Here is a 22,402-nt window from a genome sequence, read left to right on the forward strand (position 1 = left end):
CGGCATGAAAATTCTTTTCGATACCTCGGCGCTGCTCAAGCGCTATTTGCCTGAAACCGGGCGTGACGCGGTGCTGGCGCTGGTGGCGCAGGCCGCGCCGGTGGTGGCAGCGCCGCATTGCAAGGTGGAGCTTTATGCGGCGCTGAACCGGGTACGGCGCGAAACCCGGGCCAGCGAAGCGTCTTACCGTGACACGTGCGCCGAAATCGAGAAAAATTTTGCCGAAATGCAGGTCGTTCCCCTGTCCGCCAATGTGGAGCGGTCCGCCATTCGCGCACTCGAGGTCAGCAGCATGCGCGGCATGGACGCGATGCATGTGGGCGCCGCGCTGGCGGCCGGGGTGGATTTGTTTGTGACGGCGGACATTCGCCAGTTCAACGGCGCGCAAGCGCTTGGCCTGAACGCCACTTTATTGAAAGATGTGTGATGACTTCACCCTATGTTTACCCCCAGGAATTTGACGTGATCGTGGTCGGTGGCGGCCATGCCGGCACCGAGGCCGCGTTGGCCGCCGCCCGCATGGGCTGCAAGACATTGCTGCTGACGCACAACATCGAGACGCTCGGCCAGATGAGCTGCAACCCGTCGATCGGCGGCATTGGCAAGGGCCATCTGGTGAAAGAGGTCGATGCCATGGGCGGCGCGATGGCGCTGGCCACCGACGAGGGCGGCATCCAGTTCCGCATCCTGAATTCGAGCAAGGGACCAGCTGTGCGCGCCACCCGGGCGCAGGCCGACCGGGTTTTGTACAAGGCGGCGATTCGCCGCATGGTCGAGAATCAGCCCAACCTGTGGCTGTTCCAGCAGGCCGTCGATGACCTGATGGTCGAAGGCGACCGCGTCGTTGGCGCGGTGACGCAGGTCGGCATCAGGTTCCGCTCGCGCACCGTGGTGCTGACGGCCGGGACTTTTCTGGATGGCAAGATCCATGTCGGCCTGAGCAACTATGCGGCGGGCCGCGCCGGCGACCCGCCAGCGGTGTCGCTCAGCGCGCGCCTGAAGGAACTCAAACTGCCGCAGGGACGTCTAAAAACCGGCACACCACCGCGCATTGACGGCCGCTCAATCGACTTCAGCAAGTGCGGTGTTCAGCCGGGCGACGGCATGCCGGGCGGCACGCCAGGGCCGGTGCCGGTGTTCAGCTTCATGGGCGGCAGCATCCCGCATCCCAGGCAGATGCCCTGCTGGATCACCCATACCAACGAGCGCACGCACGACATCATCCGTTCCGGCTTCGACCGCAGCCCGATGTTCACCGGAAAGATCGACGGCGTGGGGCCGCGCTACTGCCCGAGCGTGGAAGACAAGATCAACCGCTTTGCCGGAAAGGACAGCCACCAGATTTTCCTGGAGCCCGAAGGTTTGACGACGCACGAGATTTACCCGAATGGCATCTCGACCAGCCTGCCGTTCGACATCCAGTACGCCCTGGTGCGCTCGATGGCCGGCATGGAAAACGCCCACATCCTGCGGCCCGGTTATGCGATTGAATACGACTACTTCGACCCCCGCGCATTGAAGACCAGCTTTGAAACCCGGGCCATTGGCGGGCTGTTCTTTGCCGGCCAGATCAACGGAACCACGGGCTACGAGGAAGCCGCCGCGCAAGGCATGTTCGCCGGTATCAATGCCGCATTGCAATGCCAGGGCAAGGAAGCGTGGCTGCCCAAGCGTGACGAGGCCTACCTGGGCGTGCTGGTCGATGACCTGATCACCAAGGGTGTGACCGAGCCCTACCGCATGTTCACCAGCCGGGCCGAGTTCCGGCTGATGCTGCGCGAGGACAACGCCGACATGCGGCTGACCGAAAAGGGCCGCGAACTGGGTCTGGTCGATGACGCCCGCTGGGACGCCTTCAACCGAAAGCGTGATATTGTTTCACGTGAAACACAGCGCTTGCGCTCACTCTGGATCAATCCGAACAACCTGCCGGCGAGCGAAGCCGAACGTGTGCTTGGCAAGGCGATTGAGCGTGAATACAACCTGGCCGATCTGCTGCGCCGGCCCTATGTGAACTACGCCGGATTGATGTCGCTCAGCGATGGCAAGTATGCCAACCCTGAAATTCCGACGGGTTCATCCGATGTTTCACGTGAAACATCAATGGTCGAAGCCTTGCCGGCAGATCTTGTGAAAAGCGTGATCGAGCAAATCGAAATCACGGCGAAGTACGCAGGGTATATCGACCTGCAAAAAGTGGAGGTTGAACGCGCTTCCCATTATGAAAATCTCAAGCTCCCGGCTGATCTGGATTATTTGCAGGTGTCAGCCTTGAGCTTTGAGGCGCGGCAGACGCTTGCCAAGCACCGGCCCGAAACCCTTGGGCTGGCGTCCCGCGTCCAGGGCGTCACGCCGGCAACCATCTCCTTGCTTTTGGTGCACCTGAAGAAGAACCTCTGGAAAAATACGGTTCCGCTCAAGCCTGCTGAACAGGCAGAAGTTTGATGGCAGTTCTGGAAAAAGACTTGCGCCCTACTTTGCTGGCCGGACTTGCGGCGCTGCAACTGGAATTGAGCGAGCCGCAAATCAGCCAGTTGCTTGACTACCAGGCAATGATCGGAAAATGGACACGGGTTTACAACCTGACGTCGGTGCGCGATCCGGCGGAAATGATGACGCATCATTTGCTAGACAGCCTGTCCGTGGTGCCGGCCTTGCAGCGTTATCTGCTGGGTGCCGGATTGGATCAGGGCAGCCGCTTGCTCGATGTGGGATCCGGCGCGGGCTTGCCGGGCGTGGTGATTTCGATCTGCTGTCCAACCGTCAACGTCACCTGCGTGGACACCGTGGCCAAAAAGGCTGCATTCATCAAGCAGGCGGCGCTCGCCTTGAAGCTGCCGAACCTTGCGGGTCTGCATGCGCGGGTCGAAAGCATTCAACAGCCATTCGACGTGATCTGTTCCCGGGCGTTTGCATCACTGGCTGATTTCACGAATTGGTCAGTGGATGCGCTGGCACCGCAAGGTGTCTGGATGGCCATGAAAGGCAAGCATCCAGGCGATGAATTGCTGGCCTTGCCCGAAAACATTGCAATGTTTCACGTGGAACAATTGAAGGTTCCTGATCTGGATGCCGAGCGCTGCCTTCTCTGGCTGCGTCCCGTGTCGTAAACTCAGGGTCTCTACTACTGGAACCTTCCATGCCGGGCTCGTTTGTTGGTGTTGCCGACTATGGCGCTTTTGTTGTTGCCATCCTGGTTTTTCTGGCCATTCCCGGTCCCGGCAATCTGGCCTTGATCACCTCGACCGGCAAGGGTGGCATTGCCGGGGGCATGGGCGCTACCTTTGGTGTGATTGCCGGCGACCAGATGTTGCTCTGGGCGGCTGTGGCGGGTGTATCCGCATTGATGGCGGCCTATCCTGCTGCATTCCATGCCGTTCAATGGATGGGCGCCCTGTACCTGGCCTGGCTGGGTTTCAGGATGCTGCTGGCCAAGCCCGGTGCGGCTCCCATCTTGCAGATCAAGCCACGCCATTATTTTCGCCAGGCCTTGTTGATCACCCTGCTCAACCCCAAAGCCATCGTTTTTTACCTGGCCTTCTTTCCGCTGTTCGTCGATCCGGCGCAGCACCAGGGCCTCAAGACCTTTGGCGTGATGGCTGCCACCATCGCGGTGCTGACATTTCTTTATGGCCTGACGGCCGTGTTGCTGACCTGGAAACTGGCAGCGCGCATTCGGGCCAACCCAAAAATATCGATGACGCTCGAAAAAGCGGCTGGCATGTTTCTGATTGCCTTTGGTATCAAGCTCGCCCTTTCCCGGTAAATCGGACACTGCAATCCTCGCTTCCCCTATCGGAACGACAACTCAACAAGACGCTATGGCCAAAATATTCTGCATTGCCAACCAAAAGGGCGGCGTGGGCAAGACCACCACCACCGTCAACCTGGCCGCGGGTCTGACCCAGATAGGCCAGCGCGTGCTGATGGTCGACCTGGACCCGCAGGGCAATGCCACCATGGGATCGGGCGTGGACAAGCGCAAGCTGGAAATGACGGTCTACGACGTGTTGCTCGAAGCCGCGTCGATTGTCGATGCGCGCGTTCACAGCGAGAAGTGCGGCTACGACGTGCTGGGCGCCAACCGCGAATTGTCCGGCGCAGAGATCGAGTTGGTGACGCTGGAGCGGCGCGAAAAGCGCCTGAAGCAGGCGCTGGCCAAGGTCGACAAGGACTACGATTTCATCCTGATCGACTGCCCGCCGTCGCTGTCGATGCTGACGCTGAACGGGCTGTGCGCGGCGCACGGCGTGATCGTTCCGATGCAGTGCGAATACTTTGCCCTTGAAGGCGTGACCGATCTGGTCAACACCATCAAGCAGGTGCATGCCAACCTGAACAAGGATTTGCAGATCATCGGTTTGCTGCGCGTCATGTTCGACCCGCGCATCACGCTGCAGCAGCAGGTCAGCGAACAGCTCAAAGGCCATTTCGGCGACAAGGTGTTCAACACCGTGATTCCACGCAATGTCCGACTGGCCGAAGCACCAAGCTACGGCCTGCCCGGCGTGATTTTCGACCCGTCTTCCAAGGGCGCGCAGGCCTTCGTGGCCTTTGCGCAGGAGATGGTTGGACGCATTCTGTAGGTTTGACGCCGGATTTGTTGGTCAAAACAGTGTTTTGCGCAGATCCGGCGTACATAAACAGCTATTAAAAACATAGCAAATTGAAGTTTCCCGAGTATTTCCAGTTTTTTGCACCCAAAGCCCGAGCGATGCCATGAACCCCTCCAATGTCCTGATTCTTCCCGGCTGGCAAGGCAGCGGCCCGGACCACTGGCAAAGCCGCTGGGAGCGCCTGCATGGCTACACCCGGGTTGCACAGCACGACTGGATGCGCCCGCTGCGCGGCGACTGGATTGCGCGGCTGGAGGAGGTGCTGCTGGCGTGCGATGTCGAGCGCGATGGGCCCGCCGTGCTGGTGGCGCACAGCCTCGGCTGCCAGCATGTGGCCGCCTGGGCCGCGCACAGCCGCAACACGCATCGGGTGAAAGCCGCCCTGCTGGTCGCGCCGCCCGATGTCGAACGCGACGATGTGCGCGCGCTGCTGCCCAGCTGGTCACCGGTTTCCCTGGCAAAGCTGCCCTTCAAAACGGTTCTGTTCGCCAGCGGCAACGACCCCTTTTGCAGCCCGGCGCGCACGCGGCAGTTTGCCTTGGCCTGGGGCGCCGACCTCACCGATGTCGGCGCATGCGGCCACCTGAATGCAGAAAGCGGCCTGGGCGACTGGTCGCAGGCGCATGCGCAGTTGCTGCGGCTGATGGGTGATACTCCCGCCTGAGCGCGACCCGACCGCGCCAGCCGTTCCTACCGATTCAAAGAAAGACAAGACAACGCCATGGTCACCAAAAAACAAAAGGGTCTGGGTCGCGGACTCGAAGCGCTGCTCGGCCCCAAGGTCGATGACTCGCCCGAGGCTGCCGATGCCTTGACCGCGGCCAGCAGCCCCGGTCTGCCGGCTTCGCTGCTGCTCGACGACCTGGTGCCGGGCCAGTATCAGCCGCGAACCCGCATGGACGAAGGCGCACTGTACGAGCTGGCCGAATCCATCAAGGTGCAGGGCATCATGCAGCCCATCCTGGTGCGGCGGCTGAAAAGCGGTGCCAACAGCGGCAAGTACGAGATTATTGCCGGCGAGCGGCGCTTCCGGGCGGCGCGGCTGGCCGGGCTTGACAGCCTGCCGGTGCTGATCCGCGACGTTCCCGATGAGTCGGCCGCCGCCATGTCGCTGATTGAAAACATCCAGCGCGAAGACCTCAATCCGCTGGAAGAAGCGCAGGGCCTGCAGCGTCTGGTCAAGGAGTTCGGCATGACGCATGAACTCGCCGCCCAAGCCGTGGGACGCTCGCGCAGCGCCGCGTCCAACCTGCTTCGCCTGCTGAACCTGGCCGATCCGGTGCAAACCATGCTGATGGCCGGCGACCTGGACATGGGCCATGCCCGGGCGCTGCTGGCGCTGGACCGGGCCACGCAGATCACCGCTGCCAACCAGATCACTGCCCGCAAGCTGTCGGTGCGCGAGGCTGAAAGCCTGGTCAAGAAACTCGGCAGCGAGTTTTCGCTGACACCCAACAATGCCGTGCATGAAAAGGCGCGCGACACCCTGCGGGTTGAAGAAGAACTGGCCGACCTGCTGATGGCCGATGTCGATGTCCGCATCAGGAAGCAGGTCAAGCGCAACGGCAAGCGCGAAGCCGTTGGCGAACTGGCGATCCAGTTTTCGTCGCTGGACGAGATCAACGGGCTGATCGAGCGCCTGCGCCGAACCGCCTGATGCGGGCAGGGCGCACGGACGCGCATGCCATGGGCCAAGAATGGTTTTGCAGCGCTCCGTAACAAAGTTTCAGTCATTAAGTTACGGCGCCATTCCATGGCGGAATGGCTCGGTGTTCATAACAGACCGACAGCGCCAGCGCTACTAGTATGGCAGGCGGGCTGGCTTTATTCCTACGCGGTCTGGGGGTGATTCCCGTGTTTTCCGGGCTCCTGCAAGCGTGACCATAGGGGTATCTGAAACTTTTGGCCCATGCCCTCCATGCCATGCCTTCTACTGCCAGCCTCGAAATCTGCCGCCCGCCCCTGACCCTTCTGGGAACCGAACCCTGGCGTGCCGCGCTGGAGTTCCTGTCTTTCAAAGTCAACGGTGTCAGACCAAGAAAGATGGTTCCCGCAGGCGACGGACACCCGGTCATCATCTTTCCGGGCCTCGCGACCGACAGTTCGGCCATTGCCCCGCTGCGTGATTACTGCGAATCGCTTGGCTACAAAACGCTGGACTGGGGCAGGGGCTTCAACACGGGCCCCAAGGGCGATCTGGACCGCTGGCTGGAAGCGCTGGCCGTGCACACCGCCAACGTACTGGGCGGGCACAAGGACAAGGCAACCCTGATTGGCTGGAGCCTGGGCGGCCTGTACGCCCGTGAAGTCGGAAAGTTGCTGGCACCGCAGGTGCGCCAGGTCATCACCATCGGCACCCCGTTCAATGCCGAGGCCGACCACACCAATGTCGGCTGGCTGTTCCGCCTTCTCAGCGGTTCGTCGGCGGTCATCGATCCGGGGCTGAGCCAGCGCCTGCGCACCCCGCCACCGTTGCCCACGACCTCGATCTACAGCCGCTCCGACGGCGTGGTGGCCTGGGAAACCTGCCGCCATGCCCGGCCCGCGAGGCTGGTGCAGGACATCGAGATCAATGGCAGCCATATCGGCATGGGCTGGAACCCGGCGGTGCTGCAGATTGTCGGCGACCGCCTGGGCCAGCTTCCGTCCAACTGGCAGCCGTATCAACAGGCTGCCTGATTCCGTTTTCAATTCAATCCGGGATCAGGTGCGAAGCCGCAGGACAGGCTGAAGCACGGCAAGGCGAAACCGCGACATCCCGCATCAATCCAGAACTGCAATAAGGTGTACCGGCGCACCCGGAACAAGACACAAAAAAAGCGGCGTTCCGGTTACAGAACGCCGCCTTGCCAGCCTTTGCACAAGCCCTTGAAAAGGGCTTGAAGCTGTCGCCAATGCTTAACGGTAGATATGCTGGCCGCCGTTTTGCTTCCACTCGTTTTCAAAGTGCAGCGCATCTTCGTCATTGCGGGTCTTCACACCCATCAGGATGCCGCCGTTCTTGACGCCTTCCTCGTATTCCTTGACGCGCTCTTCTGGAATGTTCCAGCCGATCAGGGCGCCGATCAGGCCACCGCTGGCAGCGCCAGCGCCGGCACCGGCCGCTGCCGCCGCCAGGGGGCCTGCAATCACCAGGCCCAGGCCGGGCAGGGCGATGCTGGTGCCCACGGCGGCAATGCCCGCCAGGATGGCGCCAATGGTGCCGCCGATGGCGCCGCCAATGCCGGCGCCTTCAGCGGCCTTGTTGCCCAGTTCGGTTTCCTTGCCCATCACGCTGTCGTCTGCAAAGTGGCGCTTGCGCGTGTCGTCCGACATCACCAGGTTGACATCGTCCTTTGAATAGCCGCGTGTATGGGCAGCGTTGTAGGCAGCTTCAGCGCTGGCGCGGTCGGGGAACAGGCCGGTCACCATGTTGCTGGAGCCTGTGGTGGACGGGGTGGTGCCGGTGTAAGGGGTGGCGTTGGTGTTCATGTTCATGACAATCTCCTTTTAAACTTAAGAAACAAAAAGAATTGCGGCAATCAGTTGCGGTCGGCGCGGGCTGCGCGGGTCGTTCCCATGGCGCCGTTACGTGCGGTGCCGCTCATGGGCGCCGTGCTGGCGGTATTGCTGGTCGTGGCAGCCGGGGCTGCAGTGTTGTTGCTGCCCATGGCATCGCTGGCCCGCTGGGCGGGTGAGGGCGCGGTTCTAACAACCGTGGCGGTATCGCTGCGCGGCACAGCCTGTTTGAGGGCGGTTGACGCTTCCTGGGGTGTCACGCCCAACGTGGCAGGTGCCGATGCACCTGCTGCCGGCATGGGGGTCTGTGCGGATGCGCTGACCACTGCCAGTGCCATCAAGGCTCCGAGGGAAATCGATTTGATATGACTTTTCATGATCTTGTCCTTCTGAAAAAATTTGCGGTCAACACGCTTGACGTGTCTTCGATCAGCTTCCGTTTCAAGCTGTATTGACTATAGGGAGTGCATTTTTCGTTGCGTTTCAGAGGCGACCTTATGGCGCCGTAGGAGAGAGCCGCATTTTGTTCCTGCAGATTTCCGACATTCCGGCAATGATTTACCATTTCCTTCCATGAACACCTGCCTTGTTGCCTCGTCGTTGAAAACGCGTTTTTTCCGCTGTCCGCGCACCCTGTCGGAGGCGCTGCTTTGCGCAAGCCTGGCGGCTTTGCTCGGCATGCCGCAGCCATCGCTGGCGGCCTCTCCAGCGGCTTCGACTGCCGCAGGCAGGGCGCCCCAGCCGTCTTCCGCAGGACCGGACGTGTCCCGCATGACCGCGTGGATTCGCGCCACCGGCAATCACCAGGGGTTGCCTTTTGCCATCATCGACAAAAAGGCCGCCATGCTGCACGTCTTTGACGCGTCCGGCAGACCGCTCGATTCCTCACCGGTGCTGCTCGGTCTGGCGGTGGGGGACGACTCGGCGCCCGACATCGGCACGCGCAAGATGTCGGACATCCGGCCTGACGAACGCACCACGCCGGCAGGCCGCTTCATGTCCGAGCCGGGCCGCAACCTGCAGGGCGAGGACATTGTCTGGATCGACTACGACGCCGCCGTCTCGATGCACCGCGTTCGCGCCAGCAACAAGGCCGACCGGCGGCTGGAACGCCTGGCCACGCCAACGGCGGCCGACAACCGTATCTCCTACGGTTGCGTCAACGTGCCTGCCGCGTTCTATGACGCGCGGATCAAGCCGGTGTTCGGACGGCAGCCGGCCCTTGTCTACGTCCTGCCGGAAACCCGCTCCATGGGCACTGTGTTCGGTCTGTCCGATGGCAGGCTTCTGGAGCCACGCCGGATTTCTGCCGCAATCAACTGATCGGTGCATCGGCCCGCTGATGCGCGATCGAGTCATCCTGCCAGCGTACCTGGCACCGCTGGACGTCTAACAGAAACAGCCCCGCTTGACGGGCAACTGCGGTGTACAGACGACACAGGCAACACAGGCCACATAGCATTTTTGCTACTGTATCAATAGCTGTCAATACATGCGCAGTCTGCGGAAAAAGCATTTTTGATGCTGAAAATCCGGTTTGTGGCCAGGGCGGTTGCGTTTCAGGCAGCAGCCAGCAGAATTTTCTCGATCTCGCTGAAATCGGCGGGCTTGACCAGGTGGTGGTCAAAGCCTGCATCCTGCGAGCGCTGACGGTCGGAATCCTGGCCATAGCCGGTCAGCGCCACCAGCACCACGTGTTTGAGCCCGGCCTGCTGGCGAATCCGCTGCGCCACCTTGTAGCCGTCGAGTCCCGGCAAGCCGATGTCGAGCAGGATCACGTCAGGCTGGTAGTCCATTGCCGCCTGAACGGCCGCCGGGCCGTCGTGCGCCAGCCGGCTGTCATGGCCGGTCATCTCGAGCAGCGTGGCCAGGCCCTGGGCAGCGTCGATGTTGTCATCGACCACCAGGACGCGCTGTGCTGCCTTTGCAGGCAGCGGGGCGTTGTTGTCCAGGGCGGGTGCTGCGGGTGCAAGCACGGCCTGCATGACCGGCAGCCGAACGACAAACTCGCTGCCCTGGCCAAGGATGCTCGACACCGTGACCGTGCCGCCATGCAGTTCCACCAGCTGCTTCACCATGCTCAGGCCAATGCCCAGCCCGCCTTGCGAGCGGTCCAGCGAACGGTCTGCCTGCGTGAACAGATCAAAGATGTGCGGCAGCAGCTCAGGCGCCATGCCAAGGCCGGTATCGCGCACCCGGATCGCCACCTGGAGCTGGGTCGCCTGCACGCCGCTGGCCCTCGGGTCATTCGCCGGCTCGTTTTCAACGCTCAGCCAAAGGTTTCCGCCATTGGGGGTGTATTTGGCCGCATTGACGAGCAGGTTCACCAGCACCTGCTCCAGCCGCGCAGCATCGGCCTGCACAAACACGGGTGCCTGCGGCATTGACACTGTGAGCGCATGCTGGTGTCTCGCGATGAGGGGGCTGGCCGACTCCACGGCGTTTTCCACGATGCTGTTCAGGCTGGCCTGCTCCAGGCGAAGCCGGACGTTGCCGGTGGTGATGCGCGAGACTTCCAGCAGGTCGTCCACCAGATGCTTGAGGTGCTTGAGCTGGCGCTCCATGATGCCGCGGCTTTGCTGCTGAAGCGGGTCGGCGTCCGCAGGCTGGCGCAGCAGTTGCACCGCATTGGAAAGCGCTGCCAGCGGGTTGCGCAACTCATGGCTGAGCATCGCCAGGAACTCGTCCTTGCGCCGGTGCAGGTCCATCAGGGCGTGCGCCTGTTCGGCGGTCTCGTGCTGCAGGCGGGCGCGCTCGGTCACGTCATAGCAGCAGGTGAGGGCGCCGGTGATCTCGCCTGCCTTGCCAAGCAGTGGCACGACATGCGCGACGACCGTCATGTCCGGGGCGGCAGGCCGCTCAACCACAAATGCCTCGTCATAAACCCCGGGGATGTTGCCTTTGAGCACCTCGGCCGTGCGCGACTGCAGGGTGGGCGCCAGCCCACCGTCAGACAGACGGATGCCCAGCGTCTTGAAAAATGTGCTGTCGCCCTCGCCGACTGCGGGTTCGGCACCCCAGAGTTCCAGCGCGGCGCGGTTGCATTCCTCCAGCCGCCCTGCAGCGTCGGATGAAAAAATGGCAACCGGCCCCCAGTCAAACAGCGCACGAAAACGTGACTCGCTCTGGCGCATGGCTTCTTCGGTTTTCACCCGGTCAGAAATATCCCGGAAAAGAATCGCCACACGCCCGCTTTCAGGCCCACCCAGCCGGAAGGCATAGGCATCGAACCAGCGGCCGTCCATGGCCCTGGCTTCGTTGACGAAGCGGTGCGGCTCGCCTGTCAAGGCGACCTTGCCATAGATTTCAAACCACTGCGCCTCCATGTCGGGAACCAGTTCCAGCATTCGCCTGCCGGTGGCGCCCGACATGCCGGTCTGCTTTCCGAAGGCCGGGTTGACCTCCAGAAAGCGGTAGTCGACGGGCACCTTGCCGTCGTCAAAAATGAGTTCGACGATGCAAAAGGCTTCGTCAATCGAGTTGAACAGCATCTGGTACTGCGAGGCGATATGCCGCAGTTCCTTTTCGGCCTGATGGCGGGTGGCCAGTTCCCGGCGCAGGCAGACAAACAGCAGCAGCAGCGCCAGCGCGCCCAGCGTGCCGCCAAGCAACACCGCTTGAAGCGTGCGGCGACTGTCCGCGCCGCTTTGTGTTGCATGGATTTCCAGGTTGTCGGCTTCTTCGTTCCTGGCTTCTCCTGCCAGCGCGCGAAGCTGGTCCATGCTCTTCTTGCCAGCAAGCGCCGTGACCGCCTGGCTGGCGGCCAGCAGGCCCTGGGTCTGGCGCACGGCGATGATTTCCTTGAGAATCGCCATTCTTTCCCCCAGCATCTGCGTGAGCGCGGCAATCCGCTGCTGCTGGCGGGCGTTGCCCGCGTTCAGCAGGCGCAAGCTTTCCAGCTGGGCCGGGAGCACGCCCACGCTGGCGTGGTAAGGCGCCAGGTACTCCGGCAACCCGGTGATGATGAAGCCGCGCTGCCCGGTCTCTGCATCCTTGAGGCTGGACAAGAATGTATCGAACTGCGACATGACCGCGCGGCTGTGCGTTTCGCGCTGTTCCGAATCGGCGGCAGCCAGCATGCTTCGACAAGCCAGTCCGCCAACGCCAACCAGGCAGGCCAGCACCAGCATCAGCAAGCCATTGACCAGCCTGCGCTTGACGACCTCTGGCGGTACGTCGGCCCTGGCGCTGTCATGGAATTGCTGTGCCGTGATGCCGGCGGCCAGTTCAGCCGTGGTCATGACCGTGTCCGGTCAGGGAACATAAGCACTTGCGCACGCAGCGGCAGCGCGCCCCAGGCGGGCTGTTCGCCAAAGTGAAAGTGAAGGGGTGTCATCAGCAGTGAAGGAAGTCAAGCGTTCAGGAACGGAAGGCATCTTGACAGGGATTCACGCTTCCCACGCAACGCCGTGTGCTGACGGAAATCCAGCAGGATTTCCTGAAAATGCGGCCGGATCAGGTTTTATTGCTATGTTTTAAATAGCGTACTGCGATACGCAGTCTGTACCCCAGCGGGTAAACGATCCGTCGCGCCAAGGTCAGGATTTAGAGCCGGGCGGTGGGGAAAGTCTATTTTTCTTGTCTTGGAAAAAGACAAAATGCAACATTTAAACTGATAAAAACGATAAATAAACCAAAAAACAAACAAATTGGCTTGGTTTCACAGCGAAAAAATCTTGCCCGGATTCATGATGTTCTTCGGGTCCAGCGCACGCTTGAGGCTGCGCATCATGTCCACTGCGCCGTCCCCGGTCTCGCTCAGCAAAAAGTCCATCTTGCCCAGGCCAATGCCATGCTCGCCGGTGCAGGTGCCTTCCAGCCGCAGGGCGCGTGCCACCAGCTGGTGGTTCAGGATTTCGGCGGTTTCGCGTTCCTCGGGTTTGGTGGGGTCGATCAGGTAGCCGAAGTGAAAATTGCCGTCGCCGACATGGCCCACCAGAAAGTAGGGAATGCCGCTGGCATCGGCCTCGGCCACCGACTCCAGCAGGCAGTCGGCCAGGCGCGAAATCGGTACGCAGGTGTCGGTCGAAATCGCCCGGCAGCCGGGTTTGCTCTGGATGGCGGCAAAGTAGGCGTTGTGCCGCGCGGTCCACAGCCGGGTGCGCTCCTCGGGCGTGCTGGCCCATTCAAAGGCATTACCGCCCTGGCCGCTGGCGAGTTCCTGCACCAGCTCGGCCTGCTCCTTCACGCTGTTCGGCGTGCCGTGGAACTCCATCAGCAGCATGGCTTCCTCGCGCAGGCCGAGCTTGCTGTGGGCGTTCACCATGCGCACGGTGTTGGCGTCGATCAGCTCGACGCGCGCAATCGGCACGCCCAGCTGGATGATCTCGATGGTGGTGCGCACCGCCGCCTCGATGCTCGGAAACGAGCAGATCGCCGCTGAAATCGCCTCGGGCAGCGGGTACAGCCTGACGGTGACTTCGGTGATCACGCCCAGCGTGCCTTCGCTGCCGACCATCAGGCGCGTCAGGTCGTAGCCGGCGGCTGACTTCTTGGCGCGGGTGCCGGTGCGAATAACGCGGCCGCTGGCCGTCACCACTTCCAGCGCCAGCACGTTCTCGCGCATGGTGCCGTAGCGCACGGCGTTGGTGCCGCTGGCGCGCGTAGCGCTCATGCCGCCCAGCGTGGCGTCGGCGCCGGGGTCGATGGGAAAGAACAGGCCGGTGCTCTTGATTTCTTCATTCAGCTGCTTGCGCGTCACGCCCGGCTGCACGGTGACCGTCAGGTCTTCGGCGTGGATTGCCAGCACCCGGTTCATGCGGCTCACGTCGATGCTGATGCCGCCCTGCACGGCCAGCAGGTGGCCTTCAAGCGAGGTGCCGACGCCAAACGGAATCACCGGCACGCTGTACTCGCTGGCCAGCGTCACCGCGTCGGCCACGTCCTGCGTGCTTTCGGCAAACACCACGGCAGCGGGCGGCTGCGCGTTAAACGACGATTCATCGCGGCCGTGCTGCTCGCGCACCACCAGGGCGGTCGAGCAGCGTTCGGCAAAGCGGGTTTTGAGGGCGTCGATCAATGCCTGCGGCGTCTCGCGCTGGAGGATGTCAGGCACAAGATGAGACAGGGCGGTGTGGGCGTTCATTGGGTATCTCCTTGTTCGTTTGCCCATTATCCTTATCTGCTCGGTATTTGGATGATGGCTGTTGTGACAGCAGTTTGTTGCCGTCTGGCCGGACTCAGGTTCCCGCGTAACGGAATAGCTGGTCGCCGCCCGGTGAGCGAATTTGTGCATTGAACGAGACGATGATGCGGTCCCGCTCCCCGACATACGGCATGGCCTTGTGCGGCATGAACGACGGGAACAGCACCAGTTCCCCCTCGGCTGGCGTCACATCCAGTGTGGCCTGTTGCAGCCAGGCGTTGCCCATGTCCATGTACGCTCCACCGAGCAAGGGGAACAGCGGGCTGTAAAAACGCGTAGCGCCGTTCAGTAGGCCGAACTCGGGGTGGGTGTGGCGCTGCTCGGGTGGATCGATCTGCACGTAATACACCCCGGACCAGGAACAATTGCCATGGGTGTGAATGTCGTGAAAAGTGGCGCCATTCTGGATCTGAAACCAGACCCCCACCAAATCCAGTTGCAGGCCGTGACGACCCTTTGGCCAGACACCGGCGTTTGCCTGTTGGGCCGTGGCTTGCAACGAGGCGGCAATGAACTGCAGCAAGGCACTGAACTCGGGGAGGTCCACGCGTTTCAGTAAATCATCGGCACTGGCATAAAAGCTGCCCGGCGCCGCCATGACGTCGGTCGCGCGCAGCGCGTTGAACACCCGGCCCAACACGGGATTGACCTCGGACGCTTCTTTAAAACGGTGCACCGCCAGCGGCACTGGCCAGTGTTGCTGCAGAACGCCCGCAGCAGGCACCGGCATCATCGTCGTCACGCGATCGTCTCGGTGGCGGGCAGTTCCAGCTTCCAGCCGGTACGCTGCGCCAGTTGCTGCACATCCTCCAGCGTGTCGAGATCGGTGACAAAGCGAAGGTTGGCGGTCTCGTGCACATGCACCAGTTCCGGCTGGCGCTCGATCAGGTGACGACAGCCCAAATGGGTGTCACTGGCCAGAATTTGCGCGCGGGCTACCTCGTCAAGCAGGATCGGGTTGCCGCGCTGGCCATTGACCACCGGCACCACCACGTTGCCGCTGGGCCGCTTCTTGAAGGCAGCGATCAGTTCGGTCAGGTCCCCGGTCCCGATCAGGGGCTGGTCGGCCAGCACGACAAATACCGCGTCAAAGTTGCCATGGAGGGCTGCCAGGCCGATGCGCACCGAACCTTGCTGGCCCGCACGGTAGGCCGGGTTGTAGGCCAGTGTGATGGGAAAACTCTGCACCTGGGCTTCAACCGCTTCACGCGCATGCCCGGTGACCACCACCACTTCATCGACTCCTGCGCCGCTGAGCGCAATCAGTTGGCGGCTGATCAGGGGCACACCCTGCAGGCGGATCAGCGACTTGGTCACGCCGCCCATGCGCGCACCTTCGCCGGCCGCCAATACGACCGCCCCAATTCGCAGGCGGGGGTAGAGTCCACCACCCTGTTTAAGCAAGCATCCCATAGTCGAATTTCCAGAAGTTGTAGGTGTGTTTGAAATCATGTTCACATCAGCAGCTCTGGCAGCCTGGACAGGCTGGCCAGATTGTGCGCAGGCATGAAACGGGTGACATGTTGCGCCGCCAGGGCCATCGCCGCCGACTGGGGTACCTCTACTGTGGGGTGCAGCCAGCAGACGCGGGCACCGCGCGCCCGGACCTGCGCCAGCACCTCGGCCAAGGCTTCAGGCTCGTCGGTGTCGTAGCCGTCACTGAACACCATGAACAGGTCGCCTCGTGACAAGGAGCGTGCCAGATGCTGGTGCAGCGCCTCGTGCAGGCAACTGGCAATGCGGGTGCCGCCGCCAAAGCCGAAGGTGACCGCATTGACCTTTTCCTGCACCCGTTCGCTGCGCCGCTTCAGCAGCGGAGTGACTTCGGCCAGCCGGGTGTGGAACACAAAAGCCCGCGCATCCATGACCTCGACCAGGGCCCGGCTCAGGCGCAGAAAAAATTGCGCATGCACTTCCATCGACCGACTCACGTCCACCAGCACCACCACGCGTGGCTGCCGCCGTTTGCGGCGCACATGGTGCAGTTTGACCAGTTCGCCGCCAGTGGCCAGCGCCGCCCGCAGGGAACGTCGCACGTGAATGACGCCACTGGTGCGGTGGCTTTGCAGCCGGCGCAGCAACTGTTGGCGCAGCCGGCGCTTGAGGGCTTCCACCAGTGGCTCGAAGCGGTCCATGTCACCGGGCATCCAGTCGGCAAAATCGCGCTGATCCAGCGGTGCCGTTCGGGCCGCACCGCCCTGTGCGTGCGGCGGGGCATCGCTGGCTTCGGCATCACCCGAGCCCTCTTGCTCGGCCATGCCTTCAGTCGGCTTGACCTGACCGGGTGGTGTGTTGCCCTGCTCGCCGTGCATCTGCTGCACCAACTCGGGCAGCGTGCGCCCGCGCCGTGTCAGCCCCGAGCTACGGGTCGAGGCCCTGACCTTGTGCGGAAACCAGAACGCCTGGTGCAGTTCCGGGTATTTAAGCCACTGCTTGTGGCTGCCCGAGGCGATGCTGCGCCACAGCGCCTCGACCCGCCCCCACTGCGACAGTGGCAGGGCAGCGGCAGCGCGCACCATCAGCTCAAGCTCGGCGTAGCCCAGTGCAAAACCGTGGTCGCGCAAGTAGTGGGCGAACTCGCCCAGACGTTCGCGCGGATCGGTGGCCTTCATCATCCATAACCCTTCACTTCATGGCACCGGCCACGCCCACATCCTGCGCAATGCGCGGGCCGTCAACCAGCTTGCCCACACGCTCCGCCGTCACCTGCCAGCGGTCGTTGCGAGTCTTGAGCAGCGCCGCCAGCGTCGGCACCAGCACCATGTGGTCAACCGGGAGCTCGCCGTGGCCCAAGTGAAACAGCACGCGCACCCAGTCCAGGGTTTCTGCAATGCCCGGCACCTTGTCCAGGTCTTCCCGGCGCAAGCGCTGCACGAACGCCACCGCTTCCTCGACGAGCCGGCTAGCGGCCTCGGGCACCAGCGTACGAACAATCTGCGTTTCGCGCGCCAGTGATGGGTAATCCAGGTAATGAAACAGACAACGCCGACGCAGCGCATCCGACAGGTCGCGAGTGCCATTGCTGGTCAGAATCACCAGCGGTTTGCTCAAGGCCTTGAGCGTGCCGATCTCTGGGATGCTCACCTGGTGTTCCGACAGCACCTCCAGCAGGAATGCTTCAAAGGCCTCATCCGCGCGGTCGATTTCATCGATCAGCAAGACACAGGGCGTTGGCGAACGAATCGCCTGGAGCAGGGGGCGCTGCAGCAAGAAGTCTTCGGAAAAAAGGTTGTCGCGCAGCGCAGCCCGGTCGGCCTGCCCGGCTTCTGCAAGGCGAATCTCCAGCAGCTGGCGGCTGTAGTTCCACTCATAGACGGCCTGGCTCAGGTCCAGCCCTTCGTAGCACTGCAAGCGCAGCAGCGGGCGACCCAGCGCCCGCGCACAGGCGCCGGCCACGGCCGTCTTGCCGACGCCGGCTGCGCCCTCCAGCAACAGGGGCCGCTCCAGCGTCAGCCCCATCCAGATCAGGCTGGCCAGGTCCTCGTCAGCAATGTAGCCAGCCTTGAACAGGCGCTCTCGCAAGCCGTTCGGCGTGGGCGGCGTATCAGCGGTTGGCGACATGGTGCGAAGCCAGCTCAGGCTTTGCGGCCGAACAGGTCCGCAAAGAACTTCTTGATCATGACCCACACAAAGGCCAGCGCGTTGAATTCCTTGGCCACGACCGGAGCCGCCGGTGCCGCCACCGGCGCGGCATCTTCTGCACCCGCTGCGGCAGGAGCGACTGGGGCAGGCCCTTGCAGCGCTTGCGCTTTTTGCGAAAAGACCTCGGCAAACTGCAACAGAATCATGTCGGACACGGAGGTCATCATGCGTCCGCCAAACTGGGCAAACTTGCCATTGACAATCACCTCGGCATGGCCCTCCAGCGTGCTGTGGCCATTCTCGGCGGGTACCAGGACGGCGGTCAGCGCCATCGATGCAGAAGACCCGCTCTTGTCGGCCCCTTTTCCCAGCATCTTCAGGGTGCGTGTCACCGGGTCCAGCGTCAAAATTTCAATGGTGCCGGCAAAGGCGGCCACTGCAGGCCCGACCTTGACCCGGACACTGCCCTTGTAGTGGGTGGCATCCACGTCTTCGGTGATCTGTGCGCCCGGCATGCAGGTCGCGAGTTCATGCATGTTGGACAGCACGGCCCAGCTGGACTCCAGGCCAGCGGCCACGGGGTATTTTTTATCGAGAACGACTTCCATGAATTCCTTTGCGGGTCAGCTGGCAAGGCCAACGGCTTTGAGTTGTTGCCAGACGCGGTAAGAGGTGTGCGGCATGTTGAAGTGGGTCACACCCAGGTGTGCAAATGCATCCACCATGGCGCTGGTAAACGTCGGGATGCTGCCCACGTGGGGCGATTCGGCGACACCCTTGGCACCCAGCGGGTGGTGCGGTGACGGGGTGACGGTGTAGTCGGTTTCCCATTTGGGTGTTTCAACCGCAGTAGGCAGGAAGTAGTCCATCAGCGTGTTGCCCTGGATATTGCCTTGCTTGTCAAATGACAGCAATTGCCCCATTGCAACGGCAAAACCTTCCGTCAAGCCACCATGAATCTGGCCTTCGATGATCATCGGGTTGATGCGGGTTCCGCAGTCATCAAGCGCATAAAAGCGGCGAATCTTGGTTTCACCCGTGCCCTTGTCGATGTCCACCACGCACAGGTAAGCGCCAAACGGGAACGTGAAATTGGGCGGGTCGTAGTAATGCACGGCCTCCAGTCCCGGTTCCAGTCCCTCGGGCGGCTGGTTGTAGGCGGCCCAGGCGATGTCCTTCATGGTTTTGAATTTGTCGTCGTTGCCGCGCAGCTTGAAACGGTCAATTTCCCATTCAAGATCGGCTTCGCTCACCTCCAGCAGGTGGGCCGCAATTTTCTTGGCTTTCGCGTGAATCTTGCGCGCTGCCATGGCAATGGCTGCACCCGCTACCGGTGTCGAGCGGGACCCGTAGGTGCCCAAACCATAAGGGGCCGTGTGGGTGTCGCCCTCTTCGACCTGGATCACTTCGGAGGAAATGCCCAACTCGGTGGCAATGATCTGCGCATAGGTGGTCTGGTGACCTTGGCCCTGCGAGATGGTGCCCATGCGCGCGATGGCGCTGCCGGTTGGGTGCACGCGAATCTCGCACGAGTCGAACATGCCGACCCCCAGAATGTCGCAAATCTTGCTGGGGCCGGCACCCACCACCTCGGTGAAGGTGACCAGGCCAATGCCCATCAAGGTGGGGCAGTCCGGGTCCGCGCGCTTGATCGCCTGCTCGGCGCGCAAACCCTTGTAGTCCACGGCGTTCAGCACCTTGTCCATGGCGGTCTGGTAGTCCCCGGAGTCGTACTCAAAGCCGAACGCCGAGGTGTAGGGGAATTGTTCACGCTTGATGAAGTTCTTGGACCGGATCTCGGCCTTGTCCATGCCCAGCTTTTGCGCCAGCACGTCGACCATGCGCTCCACCAGATAAACCGCCTCGGTGACGCGGAAGGAGCAGCGGTAAGACACGCCACCCGGCGCCTTGTTGGTGTAGACCCCATCGACCCGGCAGTAGGCGCTGGGAATGTCATAGCTGCCGGACACGATATGGAACATGCCGGCGGGGAACTTGGTCGGGTCGGCACAGGCGTCAAAAGCGCCGTGGTCGGCGATCACATTGGTGCGCAGCGCCAGAATCTTGCCGTCGGCGGTGGCGGCCAGCTCCCCGGTCATGTGGTAGTCCCGGGCAAACGCCGTGCTGGAGAGGTTCTCGATCCGGTCCTCAATCCACTTGACCGGTTTGCCCAGCACGATGCTGGCGACGATGGCGCACACATAGCCGGGGTAGATGCCCACTTTGTTGCCAAAACCGCCGCCAATATCGGGCGAAATGATGCGAACCTTGGACTCCGGAATACCCGACAGCATCGACACCACGGTACGCACCACGTGCGGCGCCTGGCTGGTGATGTAGGTGGTGAGTTCACCGCGAATCGGATCGAACGAGGCCACGCAGCCGCAGGTCTCCAGCGGGCACGGGTGCACGCGCGGGTAATGCATGTCCTGCTTGACCGTGATGGGTGCGCTGGCAAAGGCAGCGTCGGTCGCTTCCTTGTCGCCGGCATCCCAGGTAAAGATATGGTTGTGGTGGTAGCGCTTGCCATGCGCGCCTTCGGTTTTGCCCACCAGGTCTTCCCGGATCACCGGGGCATCGGGTTTCAGGGCCTCGAACGGGTCAATCACCACCGGCAGTTCTTCGTACTCAACTTCTACCGCCTCCACGCCATCGGCGGCGGCGTAGCGGTCAGTGGCGATCACCACGGCCACTTCCTGCATTTGAAAGTGAACTTTACCGTCTGCCAGCACGGCTGCCACGTCACCGGCCAGTGTGGGCATCCAGTGCAGTTTGAGGGGTTTGAGGTCTTCCGCAGTCAGCACGGCAATGACGCCGGGGACCTTCAGCGCCTCTTCCTTGTTGATGCGAAGAATGCGGGCGTGGGCCACCGGCGAGCGCACGATGTCCATGTGCAGCATCTCGGGTAGCTTGATGTCATCCACATAGTTGCCCTTGCCCTGGATGAAGCGCGCATCCTCCTTGCGCAGGCGGGACTCGCCCATGCCCATCAGGGCCTTTTCACGATCACTCATTGGTGCGTTCATGCATGTCTCCTTATGGGGCTGCCGCTTAAGCGGCGACGGTATTTTTCTGCAAGGTGTTGGCTGCGTGCAGCACGGCCTTGACGATGTTCTGGTAACCGGTGCAGCGGCACAGATTGCCCGCCATTCCGATGCGCACTTCTTCTTCCGTGGGCGTCGGGTTGTCTTGCAGAAAACGGTAGGCGCGCATCAGCATGCCGGGCGTACAGAAGCCGCACTGCAAACCGTGTTCCTTGTAGAAGCCCTCCTGCACCGCATGCAGCACGCCGGCATGGGCCAGGCCTTCGACGGTCTTGACGTCGCTGCCATCGCACTGGACGGCCAGGTGGGTGCAGGACTTGACCGATTGCCCGTCAATATCCACCGTGCAAGCGCCGCAGTGGCTGGTCTCGCAGCCGATGTGGGCGCCGGTCAGATTCATCTTTTCGCGCAGAAAGTGCACCAGCAGGGTACGCGGCTCGACCGCCTCTTCCACCTGGCGGCCGTTGAGGGTCATTGAAACCAGTGTCTTGCTCATCGAATGTCTCCTTCTTTGTTTTGTTTCAGCTCAGGCGCAGCGGCTGGCCGCCGTGCGGATCGCCCGTTTGACCATCTCGGAGGCCATGGCGGTCTTGTACTCAATGTCGCCGCGCAGGTCTTCGGCGGGGTCGCACACGTCGCGCACCGCTTGCGCCGCAGCCGCCAGCGTGGTGTCATTCACGGGTTGGCCCATCAGTGCTGACTCTGCCGCGCTAGCCCGCAGCGCGGTCGGTGCCACATTGGTCAGGCCGATGCTGATGTGCGTCACCACGCCCCCGTCCATGCGCAGCATTACCGCCGCACCGGCAGTGGCCCAGTCGCCGGTCTTGCGTTTGAGTTTTTGGTAGGCATAACCGGTGCCCGGATGAAACGGCGCCACCAGAATGGCCGTGAGGATTTCGTTCTCGGCGAGCGCGGTCATGTAGGTGCCATGGAAGAAGTCCACCGCCAGCACCTGGCGTTCGCCGGAGGGGCCTTGCAAGACAAATGTGGCATCCAGCGCCATCGCGATGGCCGGATGGTCGTTGCCCGGATCGCCGTGCGCAATATCGCCGCCAATGGTGCCGCGGTTGCGCACCTGTGGGTCGGCAATCAGCAGCGCCGCTTCGGGCAGCAAAGGCAGCCGTTCCTGCAGCAACTTCGAGGTGATCAGTTCGCTCTCGGTGGTCATCGCGCCGATGCGGATCAGGCCGCCTTCTTCGCGGATGCCGCGCAGTTCGGGAATCCGGTTGATGTCGATCAGCGTGCCGGGCTGCGCAAAGCGCAGTTTCATCATCGGCAGCAGGCTGTGTCCGCCAGCCAGCAGCTTGGCGTCGTCGCCCAGTTCGGTCAGCAGTGAAAGTGCCTCGCCAATGGAGCGGGGCGCGTGGTACGCAAATGAAGGTGGAATCACTTTGTCTCCTGTACGGCCTGATTGACCTTTAGGAGTGTGACTCTAGTGCCGGCCGATTCGGATGGGGAAGCTAAACAACCAACCGTCGCTCAGGCTGCACGAATGGCAGCCGCACTGCACGGAGGAT

General features: G+C 62.3%; 21 protein-coding genes. 9 read left to right on the forward strand and 12 right to left on the reverse strand.

What is annotated here, in order from left to right; all coding sequences use genetic code 11:
• Window positions 1–4: 4 nt before the first annotated feature.
• The 8 genes from GZ092_RS01755 to GZ092_RS01790 all read left to right on the forward strand — a co-directional run bounded on the left by GZ092_RS01755 (window position 5) and on the right by GZ092_RS01790 (window position 7,295).
• On the forward strand, window positions 5–427 hold the full coding sequence (locus GZ092_RS01755; protein WP_293633997.1) for a type II toxin-antitoxin system VapC family toxin: 423 nt from the start codon (window positions 5–7) through the stop codon (window positions 425–427).
• Window positions 427–2,445, forward strand: a complete 2,019-nt coding sequence (mnmG, locus tag GZ092_RS01760; RefSeq protein WP_293633999.1) for a tRNA uridine-5-carboxymethylaminomethyl(34) synthesis enzyme MnmG — start codon at window positions 427–429, stop codon at window positions 2,443–2,445. Before GZ092_RS01755 ends, mnmG begins: the two co-directional genes overlap by 1 nt.
• Window positions 2,445–3,110 (forward strand): 16S rRNA (guanine(527)-N(7))-methyltransferase RsmG, encoded by a 666-nt coding sequence (gene rsmG / locus GZ092_RS01765; RefSeq protein ID WP_293634001.1) that lies wholly within the window; start codon window positions 2,445–2,447, stop codon window positions 3,108–3,110. The genes mnmG and rsmG overlap by 1 nt, the downstream gene beginning before the upstream one ends.
• Window positions 3,111–3,139: 29 nt before the next feature.
• Window positions 3,140–3,766 carry a LysE family transporter gene (locus GZ092_RS01770; protein ID WP_293634003.1) on the forward strand — a complete coding sequence of 209 codons (627 nt, stop codon included), beginning with the start codon at window positions 3,140–3,142 and terminating at the stop codon, window positions 3,764–3,766.
• Between the two features lie 55 nt (window positions 3,767–3,821).
• A complete protein-coding gene (locus tag GZ092_RS01775) occupies window positions 3,822–4,586 on the forward strand; it encodes an AAA family ATPase (RefSeq protein WP_293634004.1) in 765 nt (254 codons plus the stop codon).
• 133 nt (window positions 4,587–4,719) lie between these two features.
• The gene (locus tag GZ092_RS01780) at window positions 4,720–5,280 is read left to right on the forward strand and encodes an alpha/beta hydrolase (RefSeq protein ID WP_293634005.1); all 561 of its coding nucleotides are present in this window, start codon (window positions 4,720–4,722) and stop codon (window positions 5,278–5,280) included.
• Between the two features lie 57 nt (window positions 5,281–5,337).
• Window positions 5,338–6,273 carry a ParB/RepB/Spo0J family partition protein gene (locus GZ092_RS01785; protein ID WP_293634006.1) on the forward strand — a complete coding sequence of 312 codons (936 nt, stop codon included), beginning with the start codon at window positions 5,338–5,340 and terminating at the stop codon, window positions 6,271–6,273.
• A gap of 266 nt (window positions 6,274–6,539) precedes the next feature.
• On the forward strand, window positions 6,540–7,295 hold the full coding sequence (locus GZ092_RS01790) for an alpha/beta hydrolase (RefSeq protein ID WP_293634007.1): 756 nt from the start codon (window positions 6,540–6,542) through the stop codon (window positions 7,293–7,295).
• Window positions 7,296–7,514: 219 nt separating this feature from the next.
• On the opposite strand, the gene GZ092_RS01795 is transcribed toward GZ092_RS01790, so the two are convergent.
• Complete coding sequence (locus GZ092_RS01795; RefSeq protein WP_293634008.1) at window positions 7,515–8,093, reverse strand: hypothetical protein; 579 nt, start codon at window positions 8,091–8,093, stop codon at window positions 7,515–7,517.
• Between the two features lie 44 nt (window positions 8,094–8,137).
• Window positions 8,138–8,491 carry a hypothetical protein gene (locus GZ092_RS01800; protein WP_293634009.1) on the reverse strand — a complete coding sequence of 118 codons (354 nt, stop codon included), beginning with the start codon at window positions 8,489–8,491 and terminating at the stop codon, window positions 8,138–8,140.
• Window positions 8,492–8,687: 196 nt separating this feature from the next.
• On the opposite strand from GZ092_RS01800, the gene GZ092_RS01805 reads away from it, so the two are divergent.
• The gene (locus GZ092_RS01805; RefSeq protein WP_293634010.1) at window positions 8,688–9,437 is read left to right on the forward strand and encodes a L,D-transpeptidase; all 750 of its coding nucleotides are present in this window, start codon (window positions 8,688–8,690) and stop codon (window positions 9,435–9,437) included.
• A 236-nt stretch (window positions 9,438–9,673) separates the two neighbouring features.
• On the opposite strand, the gene GZ092_RS01810 is transcribed toward GZ092_RS01805, so the two are convergent.
• The 10 genes from GZ092_RS01810 to GZ092_RS01855 all read right to left on the reverse strand — a co-directional run bounded on the left by GZ092_RS01810 (window position 9,674) and on the right by GZ092_RS01855 (window position 22,275).
• Window positions 9,674–12,355, reverse strand: a complete 2,682-nt coding sequence (locus GZ092_RS01810) for a CHASE3 domain-containing protein (RefSeq protein ID WP_293634011.1) — start codon at window positions 12,353–12,355, stop codon at window positions 9,674–9,676.
• Window positions 12,356–12,774: 419 nt separating this feature from the next.
• Complete coding sequence (locus GZ092_RS01815; RefSeq protein WP_293634012.1) at window positions 12,775–14,199, reverse strand: FAD-linked oxidase C-terminal domain-containing protein; 1,425 nt, start codon at window positions 14,197–14,199, stop codon at window positions 12,775–12,777.
• A 94-nt stretch (window positions 14,200–14,293) separates the two neighbouring features.
• Window positions 14,294–14,992 carry a putative 2OG-Fe(II) oxygenase gene (locus tag GZ092_RS01820; RefSeq protein ID WP_293634134.1) on the reverse strand — a complete coding sequence of 233 codons (699 nt, stop codon included), beginning with the start codon at window positions 14,990–14,992 and terminating at the stop codon, window positions 14,294–14,296.
• Window positions 14,993–14,997: 5 nt separating this feature from the next.
• Window positions 14,998–15,672 carry a nucleotidyltransferase family protein gene (locus tag GZ092_RS01825; protein WP_293634013.1) on the reverse strand — a complete coding sequence of 225 codons (675 nt, stop codon included), beginning with the start codon at window positions 15,670–15,672 and terminating at the stop codon, window positions 14,998–15,000.
• A gap of 41 nt (window positions 15,673–15,713) precedes the next feature.
• The gene (locus tag GZ092_RS01830) at window positions 15,714–16,874 is read right to left on the reverse strand and encodes a VWA domain-containing protein (protein ID WP_293634014.1); all 1,161 of its coding nucleotides are present in this window, start codon (window positions 16,872–16,874) and stop codon (window positions 15,714–15,716) included.
• A 10-nt stretch (window positions 16,875–16,884) separates the two neighbouring features.
• On the reverse strand, window positions 16,885–17,820 hold the full coding sequence (locus GZ092_RS01835; protein WP_293634015.1) for a MoxR family ATPase: 936 nt from the start codon (window positions 17,818–17,820) through the stop codon (window positions 16,885–16,887).
• A 14-nt stretch (window positions 17,821–17,834) separates the two neighbouring features.
• Window positions 17,835–18,449 carry an SRPBCC family protein gene (locus tag GZ092_RS01840; protein ID WP_293634016.1) on the reverse strand — a complete coding sequence of 205 codons (615 nt, stop codon included), beginning with the start codon at window positions 18,447–18,449 and terminating at the stop codon, window positions 17,835–17,837.
• A gap of 15 nt (window positions 18,450–18,464) precedes the next feature.
• Window positions 18,465–20,867 (reverse strand): aerobic carbon-monoxide dehydrogenase large subunit, encoded by a 2,403-nt coding sequence (locus GZ092_RS01845; RefSeq protein WP_293634017.1) that lies wholly within the window; start codon window positions 20,865–20,867, stop codon window positions 18,465–18,467.
• Window positions 20,868–20,892: 25 nt separating this feature from the next.
• On the reverse strand, window positions 20,893–21,381 hold the full coding sequence (locus GZ092_RS01850; protein ID WP_293634018.1) for a (2Fe-2S)-binding protein: 489 nt from the start codon (window positions 21,379–21,381) through the stop codon (window positions 20,893–20,895).
• Window positions 21,382–21,411: 30 nt separating this feature from the next.
• Window positions 21,412–22,275, reverse strand: coding sequence for a xanthine dehydrogenase family protein subunit M (locus GZ092_RS01855; protein WP_293634019.1), 864 nt, complete (start codon window positions 22,273–22,275; stop codon window positions 21,412–21,414).
• Window positions 22,276–22,402 lie beyond the last annotated feature (127 nt).

Origin of the sequence: Polaromonas sp. (assembly GCF_010365105.1) — a bacterium.
In the GTDB taxonomy this organism is placed as follows: Bacteria; Pseudomonadota; Gammaproteobacteria; order Burkholderiales; family Burkholderiaceae_C; genus Polaromonas.

Coding starts and splice junctions, on each gene's coding strand:
- GZ092_RS01755 (WP_293633997.1), top strand. CDS start 5: ATGAAAATTCTTTTCGATACCTCGGCGCTGCTCAAGCGCTATTTGCCT.
- mnmG (WP_293633999.1), top strand. CDS start 427: ATGACTTCACCCTATGTTTACCCCCAGGAATTTGACGTGATCGTGGTC.
- rsmG (WP_293634001.1), top strand. CDS start 2,445: ATGGCAGTTCTGGAAAAAGACTTGCGCCCTACTTTGCTGGCCGGACTT.
- GZ092_RS01770 (WP_293634003.1), top strand. CDS start 3,140: ATGCCGGGCTCGTTTGTTGGTGTTGCCGACTATGGCGCTTTTGTTGTT.
- GZ092_RS01775 (WP_293634004.1), top strand. CDS start 3,822: ATGGCCAAAATATTCTGCATTGCCAACCAAAAGGGCGGCGTGGGCAAG.
- GZ092_RS01780 (WP_293634005.1), top strand. CDS start 4,720: ATGAACCCCTCCAATGTCCTGATTCTTCCCGGCTGGCAAGGCAGCGGC.
- GZ092_RS01785 (WP_293634006.1), top strand. CDS start 5,338: ATGGTCACCAAAAAACAAAAGGGTCTGGGTCGCGGACTCGAAGCGCTG.
- GZ092_RS01790 (WP_293634007.1), top strand. CDS start 6,540: ATGCCTTCTACTGCCAGCCTCGAAATCTGCCGCCCGCCCCTGACCCTT.
- GZ092_RS01795 (WP_293634008.1), bottom strand. CDS start 8,093: ATGAACATGAACACCAACGCCACCCCTTACACCGGCACCACCCCGTCC.
- GZ092_RS01800 (WP_293634009.1), bottom strand. CDS start 8,491: ATGAAAAGTCATATCAAATCGATTTCCCTCGGAGCCTTGATGGCACTG.
- GZ092_RS01805 (WP_293634010.1), top strand. CDS start 8,688: ATGAACACCTGCCTTGTTGCCTCGTCGTTGAAAACGCGTTTTTTCCGC.
- GZ092_RS01810 (WP_293634011.1), bottom strand. CDS start 12,355: ATGACCACGGCTGAACTGGCCGCCGGCATCACGGCACAGCAATTCCAT.
- GZ092_RS01815 (WP_293634012.1), bottom strand. CDS start 14,199: ATGAACGCCCACACCGCCCTGTCTCATCTTGTGCCTGACATCCTCCAG.
- GZ092_RS01820 (WP_293634134.1), bottom strand. CDS start 14,992: ATGATGCCGGTGCCTGCTGCGGGCGTTCTGCAGCAACACTGGCCAGTG.
- GZ092_RS01825 (WP_293634013.1), bottom strand. CDS start 15,672: ATGGGATGCTTGCTTAAACAGGGTGGTGGACTCTACCCCCGCCTGCGA.
- GZ092_RS01830 (WP_293634014.1), bottom strand. CDS start 16,874: ATGATGAAGGCCACCGATCCGCGCGAACGTCTGGGCGAGTTCGCCCAC.
- GZ092_RS01835 (WP_293634015.1), bottom strand. CDS start 17,820: ATGTCGCCAACCGCTGATACGCCGCCCACGCCGAACGGCTTGCGAGAG.
- GZ092_RS01840 (WP_293634016.1), bottom strand. CDS start 18,449: ATGGAAGTCGTTCTCGATAAAAAATACCCCGTGGCCGCTGGCCTGGAG.
- GZ092_RS01845 (WP_293634017.1), bottom strand. CDS start 20,867: ATGAACGCACCAATGAGTGATCGTGAAAAGGCCCTGATGGGCATGGGC.
- GZ092_RS01850 (WP_293634018.1), bottom strand. CDS start 21,381: ATGAGCAAGACACTGGTTTCAATGACCCTCAACGGCCGCCAGGTGGAA.